The organism is Rhizobium arsenicireducens, from assembly GCF_964021225.1.
Window position 1 is genome coordinate 2,855,357 of sequence record NZ_CAXHYK020000001.1, and the last position, 14,492, is coordinate 2,869,848.

The window sequence follows — 14,492 nt, forward strand, 5'->3', positions numbered from 1 at the left end:
TCGCAAGGGCCCGGAACTACCCAAGGGAGTCAACAGTGAATATTCTCGGCCTGAATTACATATTCCATGACACATCTGCCTGCGTGATCTCCGACCACATGGTGAAATGCGCCATCGAAGAAGAACGGTTGCTTCGACAGAAGCATACCCCGGTCTTTCCCTATCGTGCAATTGCCAGATGCTTGGCACAAAGCGGGCTGACTCACGACGACCTCGACCACATCGCCGTCTCGATTAATCCGAACGTGGCGATGCCGGAGAAGATTCAATATGCGGCCAGCCTGCGACCGGCAGTCCGGGATTTCATGTTCACGGAAATCGAGGAACAGAACGAGAAGCATCTGACATTTTGGAAATGGTACAACGCGCTTTGGCCGGAGGACAAGCAGAAACGTCCGCGCGTCCATTTCGTGGACCATCACCATTCCCACGCTGTTGGCTCGTTCCTCGTTTCCCCCTGGGAGGAGGCGGCCTTGCTCGCAGTCGATGGAGGAGGGGAATGGCGAACTCTGTGGATGGGGCAAGCCAAAGGCGGCGCGGTGGAGCAGTTCAGCGAGACCCTCTTCCCCCATTCCCTTGGCACCTTCTATTCCGCCGTTACGGAATTCTGCGGCTTCAAGACCGAATATGACGAAGGCAAGACGATGGGGCTCGCGCCGACCGGCGATCCCAAGCGGTTCTTCGAGGTCGTCGATGGCATGGTTGATGTCGATGACGAGGGCGCGGTTCGACTCGATCCCTCTTGGTTCGAGTTGCCAGTGTCCATTAACGGGCGCTATTGCAGCGCGAAAATGATCTCGGCGCTAGGCACGCCGCGCAGTCCCCGGGAGCCGATCGCGGACCACCATCGCGACGCCGCCGCCGCATTTCAGGCCGTTCTCGAAAAAAAGATCCTGAAGATCACGGCGATGCTGTCCAAAAAGACTGGTATGCGTCATTTGGTGCACTCTGGGGGCGTTGCGCTTAATAGCGTCGTCAATGGGCGCATTCTTCAGGAAGGACATTTCGACGACATCTACATCATGCCAGGGGCGGGCGACAGCGGCACCTCCATCGGCGCCGCGGCCTGCGTTTACAAGCAGGTGCTGAAGCAACCGGCCAAGCTCCACCATGCCGATCCGTTTATCGGTGATGCCTATTCCCACCAGGAAATCGAGGCCTTCCTGAAGCAGGCCAAGATCCGCTATCGCCGGAGCACCGATGTCTGCGCCGAGGCAGCCGGAGCCCTCCACAAGGGCGACATCATCGGGTGGTTCCAAGGCAAGATGGAGTTCGGTCCGCGTGCCCTCGGCGGTAGAAGCATTCTCGCCGATCCGACAAAAGCAGGCATGAAGGACAAGATCAACGCTGAGGTTAAACACCGGGAGGCGTTCCGGCCCTTCGCACCCTCGGTGCTGGAGGAGCGCGCGACCGAGTACTTCGAATCGACAGTGCCGGTGCCGTTTATGCTAACCGTTTTCCCCGTCGTTGAAGCAGCAAGAGCGACAATTCCTGCTGTTGTTCATGTCGATAATACAGCGCGACTCCAGACAGTAGCAAAAGATAGCAACCCCAAATATCATCGACTGATTGAGGAGTTCTCCAAGCTATCTGGTCATCCAGTCATCCTCAATACCAGCTTCAACGTCATGGATGAGCCGATAGTGGCAAGCCCCTACGACGCCGTCAGATGCTTCTACTCGACGGGAATTGATACTCTATTCATCGGGGACTTCGTGCTCGAAAAAGCCCCAATTAAAGAGCGCGCGACCAGCAACATCCGTGAACTAGCGGGCAGTGAGCACTTCGTCTGATCCCTAAAAGGTCTAACGGTCCGGTTGAGGACATCCTTGGCCGCATCAAACCTATCAATTCTATCTAAGCCGCGGCTTGGGTTTTCCCACAGCTTCACCAATGCCTATAGGAAAAGAGCTCAGATGTTTAACTCTGTTTCAATTATTGGTACCGGCCACTGCGGTTGTGCTCTTGCGGTTGATACACTGTCGCGTGGCCTGGGGGTGCTGCTTTACGCTCATCCAGAACATGCGCGAAACCTCAATGCGATAGCGCAGCAAGGCTACTTAAATTCGGCGATGCAGATCGAGGGGCAATTTAAGCCAAGGTTAACTCAGAACATCGCGGAAGCCGTCAAATTCTCGAAATGCCTCATCATTACGACACCATCATTCGGGCACGACACAATTGTTAACGAACTAAAGTCATTTGACCTAAGTGACCATGTCCTTGTTGTCATAAGTGCGAACTTCTTCTCACTTGCATACATGAACGAGCTCAATGCTCGTTTGATCCTTGAAACAAATGCCGCTCCTTACGCGTCGCGGTTCGTAGATGGGGAAATCCTGGTTCTCGGGATCAAGAAAAACTTACAAATTGCAGCTTATCCAGCTGACATATCAGCTGACGACCGGAACGCAGTCGCTAGCGTTTTTTCCATGTCGCTCGAGTGGCAAGACAATGTATTGGATGTTGGACTCCAATCAAACAATGGTGTTTTCCACCCCGCTACCACAATATTGAATACCGCCCGTATAGAGCTTACCAAAGGCGATTTTTATTTTTACAAAGATGGAATTTCGACATCGGTCGGACGAATCATTGAATCTGTAGATCAGGAGCGACTGGCTATCGCCAATGCTTTTGGATACCGCCCGCAAACCTTGCTGAGCGAGATGATCAGCTTCTATGGCGGCGAATACAAAAGTTTCTCAGATTTTGCCTGTCATAGCGCTGTCCACAATAGGACAAAGAACACACCCAGCAGCATGGCAGAAAGGTACATCACTGAGGATGTGCCGTTCATCATGGTGCCATGGCACGAGCTTGGCCGAGTGGCAGGCATACAAGCACCTACCATGAGAAGCATCATCGAGTTTTCATCAATCATCAACAATGAGAATTATTTCCTCCACGGGAGGAACGCGAGAAAATTGAAAATTGAAAATCTCTCGATAGAAGATATTGTCCGCATAATAAAAGGAGGAACTTTTACGGCAGGAAACAGGCAGACGCATGCGGCATAAATATATGGGCAATACTATGTCTGACAAAATTAATCAGAACAATCAAGAAATCCACATAGAAAACCGATGGTCAAATGCAAAAGCCATTTCATGGGTCACGGTAGGAACCGGACTGTTCGCAATAATATTTTCATCAGCTAAATTTGCAGACGGAAGTATTTCAACATTTCAGATATTGTTCTTTAGATACATTGGCGGTCTTTTATCTCTTTTCTTGATAGCTTCTGTCTCCGGTGGACTGCGCTCCTATCATAGTTCAAAGCCGTTCCTCTATTTTCTCAGAGCAGGCTTTGGTGCCACGGGCGCAGGAGCCATCATGTTCGCATCTGCTAACATGCCAATCGTCGATGCCACCGCATTAGGACTGCTCTATGTTGTTTTCATTGTACCTCTCGGCGTAATCTTTCTGAGCGATAAGATCACACGACAACATCTTTTCGGGATCACCCTTTGTGGAGGAGGTACCGCGATAATAATGCTTTCCCGTGGGGCTTTTTCGTCCATAGATGCTGCGTATACTATTCCAGCAGCGGTTGCGATACTGGGAGCAGCTCTTCTCGCCCTTGAAGGGTTCATGATTAAAGTTCTTTCATATGTCGATAAACCACTCACGGTTCTGTTGTATACGAACGCATTTGGGCTGTTCATAACAGGAGCTTTTGCCGCTATGTCTTGGACAGGCATTTCATTGATTAATTCATTTCCATACCTTATTCTTGGCGTTGTTGCTATTTCTGCACAATATTGCATAGTTCGAGGATATAAATTAGCTGCATTGTCGATCGTTGCCCCAGTCGATTACAGTTGGCTGATATTTACAGCATTGATTGGATATATATTCTTCAACGAAGTTCCAACAGTTCCCGTGATCGTAGGATCATGTATCCTGGCCGTTGGCGGAACTGTCCTTGCTATAATTCGATCCACTTCTCCGAGTGTAGAAGCGAAAGATATTGGCCGCCTCCAATCTGTGGACTGACTCAGAAACGCTCGGCGCTGAGACTGCTCAGAACGCTTTTGCAGGCCAATCCAAAGCCGCGGTCGGATGCTGTAATACCGTGAGCGTCCGGTGAGCCAGTTTTGGTTAGGTGGGGAACTAGCGCAAGTTACGACACAGATGATTCATTTGTGACGCAACAGGGTATGTATGGCCAAGGTTGAGATCCTGACGGGTGCCAAGCGACAACGTCGATGGGCCACAGAACTGAAGCTTTCGATATTGCAGAAGCTTTCGGCGTAGATGGTACCGTTTCGGATGTAGCACGCCGGCACGACGTCCTTCCGCAAGCAGATCTATGCCTGGCGAAAGAAGTTATCGCCACACGAATTGAAATCTCCGGCACTGTAAACTTATGGGTGTCGGATCAAGGCAGGACCGTGAGGACTATGATCAGGCGGCCTGAAGATGAGCGATTTCACTCAACATCTGCGTCCCGGCCCCTCGCAGCTCACTTGCACATGCTGCAGATCGGTGCTGTGCAGATCTTCCAGGACCCGATGGTAGCTGGCACGAACGACATTCAGGAATTGTCCAAGACCCATGATGCCGTGTCGCGGGCCAAAACCGAGCTGTGGCACCGTATCCTGACCCACTACCTGCCGCTCTACTTTTCGGAAGCTGACCGTTTCCACCGCAGTTCACGCACCGATTGGTTCTTGGCCTTCCTAGAGATGTTTCCATCACCACATATGATCACGGTCATGACGAAGGACGAGTTCATCAAGACCGCATGGGAAGTGGTTGGCGGAAAGTGGAGAAGTCTCTCTTGTTGTCAGATATTTACGAGACAGCAAAGGCATCAGCAGGATTGCCCGTGTCGCCAAATTCAGACGCCATCCGCATGTTCCGCATGATGCTGGCCGAAGGACGAAGCCTGATCCGGCAGCGCAACGCCATCGAAGACAGGGCAGTCGAATTGCTGGGCGATCGGCCCGATTATCAATTGCTGCGCACCATTCCCGGCATCGGGCCAATCAATGCCCTGACCATACTCGCCGAGACGGGCGATCTGCGCCGCTGCCATCATCACCGTCAGTTTCTGAAGTTCTGCGGCATGGTTCTGGCTACAGTCCAGTCCGGCATGTTTCGCGGTCGAAGCAAGATATCCAAGTGCGGCAATGCTCGCCTGCGGCGCACTTTATGGCTGGCAGGGCAGACGGCGGTACTGAAGAAGGCCAACAGCTTCCGCGACAAGTTTGAGCGCTACATCGCGCAAGATCGTCACAACCCGGATTTGCGCCGCAAGGCCTACACCGCCATCGCCGCAAAGATGGCACGCACCATTCACGCCGTGATCAAATCCGGCGAACCCTATCGTCCCTCCTTCGAGGGGACGAGCCCAGGCGGAAGGACCCCTCTCTGTAGAGCCGTGGAGGCAGCTTCCTGACCTCGTAGATAATGTTCGGGCCTTCCGCTTAGGATTTAGGATCTCGTCTTAAGGACGGTGAGGGCGGCAACCAGGCCGACCCTGTATTTGCTATGGAAGAGACCACTTCTTGACGGCGGAGCCCGCCTGGGTAACTATTCAACACGTATCCGGTCCCTCGGATGCCCCGTGACCTGACGCCCTAAACCGCGTTTTGTTCCCGAGCTAGGACGTTATCCACACGAATGGCGAATGGTCTGCCTCGCCATTCGATCATCTGGTTCAGGCTTCGGATCACACGTTCAGCGGGCCGCGAAAAGTCTACTTCGATGCCCAGCCCCTCGCGGTTGAAGTCGTCCAAGACATTCAACAGCCGGAATTGCCGACCATCCTCCAAACGATCCGCCATGAAATCCATGGACCAGACCAGGTTCGGCTCATCCGGCACAGTCAGAGCGTCGGGCTTGTCCCGCTTCAAACGCTGGCGTGGCTTGATCCTGAGGTTCAACTCCAGCTCGCGGTAGATGCGGTATACACGCTTGTGGTTCCAGCGATGTCCTCGGACATTCCGCCGGTAAAGGAAGCACAGGCCAAAGCCCCAGGTCTTCTTTGCCCGCGTCAGTCCGATGAGGAGATCGGCGATCTGCTCGTTCTCGTCGTTCAGCTTGGCGCTGTAACGATAGCAGGTCTCGCTGACCTCGAAGGTCCGGCAGGCAAGCGCAATGCTCACCCCGTACAACGCCACTGCTTTCCCGGCCATCTCTCGGCGTTGAGACGGCCGTGTTATTTCTTCCCAAGGCTTCCTTCAGCAGTGCTGCCTGCATGATCATCTCGGCATACATCTTCTTCAGCCGCCGGTTCCCACCCTCCAGAGCCTTCATCTGGCGGATCATCGAGGCGTCCATGCCGCCATACTTCGAACGTCACTTGCAAAAGCTAGCAGTGCTCATCCCGTGTTCCCGGCATAACTCCGGCACAGGAATGCCGCCTTCTGCCTGGCGCAGGATGGCAGGATTTGTGGTTCGGTAAATCTGCTCGTCTTCATCAAAATCTCCTCGATCATAAAGCCCGAGAAAATTCTACTTTTGAAGCCCGTTATTTACCGGGGGGATTACCCCGCCATTGGTGACGACGCCGAAAGCGCGGCGGTTGTGGATGACGACCTCCTCGACGCAGACGCCTTCCTCGATCTTCGCGCCGAACATGCGGGCGCCCTTGGCATAGGCCATGGTGAGCGAATAGGGATCGATATAGCCGTCGCCGGGAATGAAGACCGCCCCCTCGATGCCGTCCCTGATGATGTAGGGGAAGCGCGCGGCTGCCTCATCGGCCGACAGCGAATGGCATTCGACGCCGAAGCTCTTGGCCTGGGTCATCGAACGCCGGATCTCGCTCCACCGCTCGGGGCTGCCGGCCAGGCGCAGCGAGCCGACCTTCTTCCAGGCGATGTGCTGGCCGGTTTCCGCCTCCAGCCGGTCGAAGACGTAGACCGAATTCTTCATCAGCCGGGTCAGGTTGCGCTTGCCGCGCAATTGCCCGACCAGGCCCGCCGCATGCCAGGTGCAGCCATGGGTCAGCATGGCCTTTTCCACCAGCAGCACGTCCTTTGCCCCGTCACGGGCAAGATGGTAGGCGACGGAGGTGCCGATGGCCCCGCCGCCGATGATCAGAATATGCACATGGCGATCCGCGCGGAATGTCATCTTCAAGTCCTCAGGCCTTGATCTTGTCCATGGCCGGGTCGAACATCGGCCCGAAGTGAAGGGTCGCCGGCGTCTTTTCCGCCGCAACGACGAGTTCGTAGGTTCCGCTGGCGAGATAGTCGTCCGTCACGCCGGCCGGATTGCGGACGTAACCGAAGCCGATGTTCTTGCCGAGCGTATAGCCGAAGCCGCCGCTGGTCAGGTAACCGACGGGTTCGCCATTCCTCAGGATCGTCTCGCGGCCGACCAGGACGATCTCGGGATCGTCGACCGTGAAGCCCATCAGGCGTTTGGTCAGCGTCTGTCCCTGGAGCCCCTCGAGCGTCCGGCGACCGAGGAAATCGGTGTTCTTGCGCAGCTTCACCGCCCAGCCGAGGCCCGCCTCGAAGGGCGTGTCATTGGGCGTGATGTCGGAGCCCCAGGCGCGGTAGCCCTTTTCCAGCCGCAGCGATTCCAGCGCCCGGTAGCCGATCGGGCGGATGTCATGCGCCTTGCCGGCTGCCATCAGCGCATCGAAAACCGCGCCGAGAGCGGCGATCGGAATGTGCAGTTCCCAGCCGAGTTCGCCGACATAGGTGACGCGTAGCGCCCGCACCGTCGTGCCGGCAATGGCGATCTCCCGCACATGGCCGAAGGGGAAGGCCTCGTTCGACACGTCGGCGGTGGTGACGGCGGCAAGCACCGCACGGGCCTTGGGGCCCATCAGCGACAGCGTGCCCCAGTCCTCGGTAATGTCGACAAAGCTGCAGTCGAGGCCGGCGGGAATGTGGTCGACGATCCAGCCGAAATCATGGGTGCGGAAGCCCGTGCCGGTGACGATGTAGAACCGGTCCTCGGCGATCCGCGCCACGGTCAGATCCGCCTCGATACCGCCGCGGGTGTTGAGGAGCTGGGTGTAGGTCAGCCGGCCGACGGGCTTGGATACGTCGTTGGCGCAGATCCAGTCCAAGGCCTTGAGGGCATCGGGACCGGATAGTTCGTATTTCGAGAAGGAGGACTGGTCGAAGACGCCGACCGCCTCGCGGACATGGGCGTGCTCCTCGCCGACCGGTCCGAACCAGTTCTGCCGGCCCATCGAATAGACGTCCTTCGGCTCGGTGCCGGGAGGGGCGAACCAGTTGGGGCGCTCCCAGCCGAGCTTCGAGCCGAACACGGCGCCACGGCTCTTCAGCCGCTCATAAAGCGGCGAGACGAGACGCGGCCGGCCGCTTTCATATTCCTCATGCGGAAAGCCGATCGTGTAGTGCTTGCCATAGGCTTCCAGCGTGCGGTCGAGCACCCACTGACGGTCGCGATGCATGCCGGCGAAGCGTCGGATGTCGACCACCCAGAGATCGAGCGGCGCCTCGCCGTCGACGACCCATTGCGCCAGCACCCAGCCGGCGCCACCGCCCGACGCGATGCCGAAGGCGTTGAAGCCGGCGCCGACGAACATGTTCTTGCATTCCGGAGCCACGCCGAGGATGAAGTTGCCGTCCGGGGTGAAGCTCTCCGGCCCGTTGATCATCTGCTTGACGCCGACCTTCTCGAGCGCCGGAATGCGTTCTATGGCCTGCATCATATGCTGTTCGAAATGGTCGAAATCGTCGTCGAACAGTCTGAACGCCCATTCGTTCGGCACGTCGCCGGTGGTCCAGGGCTGAGGGTTCGGCTCATAGCCGCCCATGACGAGGCCGCCGACCTCTTCCTTGAAATAGGTCCGCCGGTCCGGGTCGCGGATGGTCGGGGCGTCGGTCGAAAGGCCCTCGATCTTTTCGGTGATGATGTACTGATGCTTAACCGGCTGCAGCGGCACGTTGATGCCGGCCATGTCGCCCACCTGCCGCGCCCACTGGCCGGCGCAGTTGACCACCTTCTCGCAGGCGATGTCGCCGAGCGTCGTCTTCACCTTGAGAATGCGTCCGTCCTTCATCTCGAAGCCGGTGACGCGAACATTCTCGACGATCTTCGCCCCATGCATGCGGGCGCCGCGGGCGAGCGATTGGGTGATGTCGGAGGGGCTCGCCTGGCCGTCGGTCGGTAGCCAGCTGGCGCCGACCAGATCGTCGACATTCATCAGCGGCCACATGCGCTTCACCTCTTCCGGCGAGACGAGATGCATGTCCATGCCGAAGCTGCCGGCGGTGGTGGCCAGCCGCTTGAATTCGGTCCAGCGGTCCTGGTTGGTCGCGAGCCTCAGGCAACCCGTCATCTTCCAGCCGGTGGCAAGCCCGGTCTCGGCCTCCAGCCCCTTATAGAGGTCGACCGAATATTTGAGCACCCGGGTGATCGAGGCGGACGAGCGCAACTGGCCGACGAGCCCCGCCGCGTGCCAGGTCGAGCCGGATGTCAGGCCTCCCTGCTCCAGCAGGATCACGTCCGCCTTGTGGTCGCGGGCGAGATGATAGGCGGTGGAGCAGCCGATGATGCCGCCGCCGATGACGACGATTTGGGCGTGGGAGGGTAAGGTCATGATGCGTGTTTCCCGTAGATCGTGTGATAGTGATCGAGCGCTTCTTCGAGGCGCTTCAGATTGTCCGCCGTGTATCCGACATAGTCGGCCCCGGGCGCGTCGAGGTAGAGTTCGGAGACCATGCTCCACATCGCCTCGCGCAAAAGCGAGGCGCATTGCATGGCGGCCATGGAGCGGCGCATGCCGGCCGATGGCGCGCCGTCGAGATAGCTCTCGAGGAATTCTTCCGATTGCTCCGGCGTCAGCCCCGCATTGGAGGTCGCGCCGGCAAGGTCGAACATCGCGGTGGAAAAGCCCGCATATTCGAAGTCGATCAGCCAGAGGCGGTCGCCGTCATCGAGAATGTTCGACGGCAGAAGGTCGTTGTGGCCAAAGACGATCGGCAGGGGGATCTGGACCGCCTCCAGTTCGTGGGCCAGCGCCAGATAGCGGGGCAGTTCGGCCGTCATGCGGCTGCCGCCGGCCGCCAGTGTGCGCGCATAGTCGCGGATGACGTGGAAGGCCCAGAACATGAAGCCCGGCCCGGAGACATGCCGTGGCATCTCGGTGTGGAAGCGCCGGAGCAGCCGGGCGATGCGGCGGCGCTTGGCGGCGACGTCCGCACCGGACAGTGTCTTTGCTGCCAGGAACTGCGTAACCATGATCCCCGGCGCGGCATATTCGACGCGCGGGGCAAAGCCTGCGGCGTGGGCGGCCTGCGCCGTCATCGCCTCACGATCGCGGGAGACATGGTGGAACGGATAGTCGACACCGAAGCGGACGACATGGCGACCGCCGGCATCAGCGACCACGAAGCTCTCGTTGCTCAACCCACCATGCAGCGGCTCGATGGAGATCGGGCCGTTCCAGCACGGCAATCCCTGTATCCGGTCTTCGATCCTTGCGTCCCTCATCGTCATGCGGCGTGCTCCCGAAGTCGGGCCGCACCTGCGGAAATCAGGCGGTCGGCAATGATGGCGATGAAGGCGACGGCAAGCCCCGCGACCAGCCCGCGGCCGGTATCGGCCTTGGTGAGGGCGATATAGACCTCCTGGCCAAGGTCGCGCGTGCCGACCAGCGCGGTGATCACCAGCATGGAAAGCGCGAACATGATCGTCTGGTTGAGGCCGAGCAGGATTTCCGGCAGAGCCAGCCTCAACTTGATCTTGGTGAGGCTCTGCCAGGGGGTGCAGCCCATCGCGCGGCCGGCCTCGATCACCTTCGGATCGACGCGCTGGATGCCAAGCGCGGTGTAGCGAATGGCGGGGGCGATCGAATAGGCGACGACGGCGACCATCGCGGTGAAATCGCCGACCCGGAACAGCATGACGGCCGGCATGAGGTAGACGAAAGACGGCAGGGTCTGCAGCGTATCGAGGACCACCTGGAGCCATTTCCACAGGCGCTGCCGCTCAGCCGCCAGGATGCCGATCGGGATGCCGATCAGGCTGGCCACGATGACCGAGATGCCGCAGAGATAGACGGTGATCATCGCCTTTTCCCACTGCCCGGTCACGGCGATGAGAAGGGAGAGGATGCCGGCAATCAGCGCCAGCCGCAGGCCCCCGAGCCGGTAGCCAAGCAGCGCCAGAACGGCAACGACGCCCGGCCAGGGCAGTTCACCGAGGAAGCGCTTGAAGGGGATCAGCAGGTTGAGCAGCACGGCATTGCGCAGCGCCTCGAGGGTGTCGAAGAACCGCACGTTGATCCAGCCGACGATGTCGTTCCACAGGCTTCCGGTCGAAAGCACCCATGCATCCGGGTAGGATCTGACGGCCGGCCAGACGAGACCCAGCACGAACGTCACCGCCACAAAGGCGAACGCGGCGGCGACATAGGGGTGTCGGGCGACCAGGTTTCCTGTAGCTCCCGGCTGCGATTGCCCGGCCTTGCGGGCAAAGGCCTGGCTCAGGCGGTCGAGCGCCACGGCGAGCGCGACGATGGCGAACCCCGCCTCCATGCCGGCGCCGATGTCGAGGCGGCGAAGTGCTGCGAGCACGTCGAAACCGAGGCCGCCCGCCCCGATCATCGAGGCGATGATGACCATGTTGAGCGAGAGCATGATCACCTGATTGACGCCGACCATCAGCGCGTCGGAAGCCGATGGCACCATGACCTTCCAGGTCATCTGGCGCCGGGTGCAGCCGACCATGTAGCCGAGATCGACGATCTCGGAGGGCACGGCGCGAAGGCCGAGTATGGTGATGCGCACCATGGGCGGCATGGCATAGATCAGCGTGCCGACGATCGCGGCGGTCGGGCCGAAGCCGAAGAAGAACAGGATCGGCACGAGATAGGCGAAGATCGGAATCGTCTGCATGAGGTCGAGCAGCGGATTCAGCAGCCGCTCCAGCCAGGACCAGCGATAGGCGGCAAGCCCGAGCAGCAGGCCGAAGACCACGCCGATCGGCGCGGCGACGAGGATCGAGGCCAGCGTCACCATGGCGCTTTGCCACTGACCGAAGACGGCCAGGAAGCCGAAGCAGACTCCGACCAGCAGAGCGAGGCGCAGTCCGCCAGCGTAGTAGCCCATTAGGCCGATCGCAAGCACCACGCCCAGCCAGGAGACGGGCGGTAGAACCTGGATCGCGGACGAGCCCTGGCCATCGAGCAAACCGGTCGACAGCAGGCTCAGCACGATGCGGTATGGCAGGTCGATCACCTGGGCCACGAAGCGGGTCAGGTCGGTGAAGCTGAACAGGCCGAAATGCGCCTCGTCGATCAGCCACTTCATCCAGCCGCTGATGTGCCGCGCGGCGGGCAACTGCCAGGCTTTCGGATAGTCGAACATCCACTTGTCGAGGCTCGGGCCGAGCCACCAGCCGAGAAGAGTCACGCCCACGGCAAGGGCCAGGATGGACGGCAGCAGGCGCCCGCGGGCGTCGCCGGACCGACCCTCGTCCTCGCGGAACATGCCGATGATTCTTCGGGTCGATGCCATGCCCTCACCCCTGCATCATCAGGTTGACGACATCGTCTCGGTGGATCATGCCGACCGGATCCCCCTCCCCGTCGACGACCGTGATCGTCTCGCCCGCGGAGGCAAAGAGCGGGGCGATATCGGCGACGGTCGCGCGGGCCGACACGCGCACGGTGGCGGCCGCTCCCTCTGACGGTTTCATGATCGCTGCCACCTTCACCACCTTGGCGCGGGCCACGCTCCGGGTGAACTCGGCGACATAGTCCGTGGCCGGCTCGAGCACCAGTTCCTGCGGCGTGCCGCACTGGACGATCGCGCCGTCCTTCATGATCGCGATCCGGTCGGCCAGCCGGATCGCCTCGTCGAAGTCATGGGTGATGAAGACGATGGTCTTCTTCAGCACGGACTGCAGCCGGAGGAACTCGTCCTGCATCTCGCGGCGGATCAGCGGGTCGAGCGCCGAGAACGGCTCGTCGAGGAACCAGAGTTCGGGCTCGACGGCAAGCGAACGGGCGATGCCGACGCGCTGCTGCTGGCCGCCCGAGAGCTCGCGCGGATAGGCGCCTTCCTTGCCGGCAAGGCCGACCAGCTCGATCATCCTTCGCGCCCGCTCTTCGCGCGCGCTGCGTTCGATGCCCTGGACTTCGAGTGGGAAGGCGACATTGGCAAGCACGGTCAGGTGCGGCAAGAGGGCGAAATGCTGGAACACCATGCCCATCTGGTGGCGGCGGATGTCGATCATCCGGCTTTCGCTCGCCGAAAGCAGGTCCTCGCCGTTGAAGAGGATTTCACCCGAGGTCGGCTCGATCAGCCGGGAAAGGCAGCGCACCAGCGTCGACTTGCCCGAACCGGAAAGCCCCATGATGACGAAGATCTCGCCGGTCGCGACATGCAGGTTGACGTCGCGCACCGCACCGACAAGTCCGGCGGCGGCAAGGCTCTCGATGCTGGGTGATCCATCGGCGGCACGCACGGCTTCGCGGGCGCCGGCGCCGAATATCTTCCAGACATTGCGGCAGACGAGTTTGGCTTCTGCAGGCATGAGTTTTCCCGTCGAAGGCGGAGGCTGGCGAGACGCGTGGAATAGACGGCCGCCCTCACCGCGCAGCGGCGAGGACGGCCAAGCTGCCTATTTCTTGATCCATCCGGACCAGCGGGCCTCATTGGCTCCGATCCACTCGGCGACCACTTCGTCCACCTTCTTGCCGTCGAGGTCGACCTTGGTGATCATCGCACCCATTTCGTCATTGTTGATATTGAAGGCCTTGATCGCGGCATAGGCGCCCGGCCACTTGTCCTTCATACCGGACCAACCGACCTTCCAGATCGGACCGAAGGGCTTGCCGCAGTCATGCGTCGCATCGGGATTGAGGCCGGCTGCGGCATCCTCGTAGCATTCCTTGGAATAGGTCGGGAACTCGACCCATTCGCCCTTGTACTTGGCCGGCGCCCAATGCGGGGCATAGATCCACAACACGATCGGCGCCTGGCGCTGGTAGGCGCTTTCCAGTTCGGCAAAGAGGGCGGCGTCCGTGCCGGCATGGACGACTTCGAAGGGCAGATCGAGCGCTTCGATCCGCTCCTCGTCGAAACCGCCCCAAGTGACGGGGCCGCCGAGATAGCGGCCCTTCGGCGCCGTTTCAGCCGTCGAGAAGGCTTCCGCGCAGGCAGGGTCCTTCAGCGCCTCCCAGTTCGGCAGGCCCGGGCATTTCTCCTTCATATACTCCGGAAACCACCATTCCTCCTTGGCGAGCATGCCGGTCTCGCCGAGGTTTTCGACCTTGCCGGTCGCAGTCCCGGCATCCAGCGCCTCGCGGCCCGTCGTCTCCCAGATCTCCATGGCGACGTGCAGATCGCCGGATTCCAGCCCGGCGAACTGGGCAAGGTAGTCGGCCTGGACATATTCGACCGAGTATCCGGCCTTCTTCAGTACCTCACCCATTAGCTGTGTGGTGATCAGCTGGCCCGTCCAGTCGTGGAGCGTCAGCTTGATTGGGTCTGTCAATTCCTGTGCGATTGCGGGGGCGGCCAGACCGGCACTCGCAAGCATCA

9 protein-coding genes and 2 pseudogenes are annotated in these 14,492 nt (G+C 59.7%); 4 read left to right on the plus strand and 7 right to left on the minus strand.

What is annotated here, in order from left to right:
• The first annotated feature begins 35 nt into the window (after nucleotides 1-35).
• From ACWPVA_RS14205 to ACWPVA_RS14220, 4 genes and pseudogenes are all read left to right on the plus strand, one after another.
• Nucleotides 36-1,793, plus strand: a complete 1,758-nt coding sequence (locus ACWPVA_RS14205; RefSeq protein WP_454288304.1) for a carbamoyltransferase family protein — start codon at nucleotides 36-38, stop codon at nucleotides 1,791-1,793.
• Between the two features lie 123 nt (nucleotides 1,794-1,916).
• Complete coding sequence (locus ACWPVA_RS14210) at nucleotides 1,917-3,020, plus strand: NAD/NADP octopine/nopaline dehydrogenase family protein (RefSeq protein WP_454288305.1); 1,104 nt, start codon at nucleotides 1,917-1,919, stop codon at nucleotides 3,018-3,020.
• Nucleotides 3,010-3,999 (plus strand): DMT family transporter, encoded by a 990-nt coding sequence (locus ACWPVA_RS14215; RefSeq protein ID WP_454288306.1) that lies wholly within the window; start codon nucleotides 3,010-3,012, stop codon nucleotides 3,997-3,999. The genes ACWPVA_RS14210 and ACWPVA_RS14215 overlap by 11 nt, the downstream gene beginning before the upstream one ends.
• A 473-nt stretch (nucleotides 4,000-4,472) precedes the next feature.
• Nucleotides 4,473-5,407 (plus strand): annotated as a pseudogene (locus tag ACWPVA_RS14220) (transposase); the annotation flags it as partial.
• Between the two features lie 211 nt (nucleotides 5,408-5,618).
• Here ACWPVA_RS14220 and ACWPVA_RS14225 read toward each other — a convergent pair.
• From ACWPVA_RS14225 to ACWPVA_RS14255, 7 genes and pseudogenes are all read right to left on the minus strand, one after another.
• Nucleotides 5,619-6,431: pseudogene (locus tag ACWPVA_RS14225) on the minus strand (transposase); the annotation flags it as partial.
• A gap of 34 nt (nucleotides 6,432-6,465) precedes the next feature.
• Nucleotides 6,466-7,089 carry an NAD(P)/FAD-dependent oxidoreductase gene (locus tag ACWPVA_RS14230; protein ID WP_454288307.1) on the minus strand — a complete coding sequence of 208 codons (624 nt, stop codon included), beginning with the start codon at nucleotides 7,087-7,089 and terminating at the stop codon, nucleotides 6,466-6,468.
• A 10-nt stretch (nucleotides 7,090-7,099) separates the two neighbouring features.
• Nucleotides 7,100-9,541: a GcvT family protein gene (locus ACWPVA_RS14235; protein WP_454288308.1), complete on the minus strand. Its 2,442-nt coding sequence runs from the start codon at nucleotides 9,539-9,541 to the stop codon at nucleotides 7,100-7,102.
• On the minus strand, nucleotides 9,538-10,440 hold the full coding sequence (locus ACWPVA_RS14240; RefSeq protein ID WP_454288309.1) for a phosphotransferase: 903 nt from the start codon (nucleotides 10,438-10,440) through the stop codon (nucleotides 9,538-9,540). The genes ACWPVA_RS14235 and ACWPVA_RS14240 overlap by 4 nt, the downstream gene beginning before the upstream one ends.
• A complete protein-coding gene (locus ACWPVA_RS14245; protein WP_454289597.1) occupies nucleotides 10,437-12,434 on the minus strand; it encodes an ABC transporter permease in 1,998 nt (665 codons plus the stop codon). Before ACWPVA_RS14245 ends, ACWPVA_RS14240 begins: the two co-directional genes overlap by 4 nt.
• Nucleotides 12,435-12,465: 31 nt before the next feature.
• Nucleotides 12,466-13,482 carry a quaternary amine ABC transporter ATP-binding protein gene (locus tag ACWPVA_RS14250; protein ID WP_454288310.1) on the minus strand — a complete coding sequence of 339 codons (1,017 nt, stop codon included), beginning with the start codon at nucleotides 13,480-13,482 and terminating at the stop codon, nucleotides 12,466-12,468.
• A gap of 87 nt (nucleotides 13,483-13,569) precedes the next feature.
• A complete protein-coding gene (locus ACWPVA_RS14255) occupies nucleotides 13,570-14,490 on the minus strand; it encodes an ABC transporter substrate-binding protein (RefSeq protein ID WP_454289598.1) in 921 nt (306 codons plus the stop codon).
• Nucleotides 14,491-14,492 lie beyond the last annotated feature (2 nt).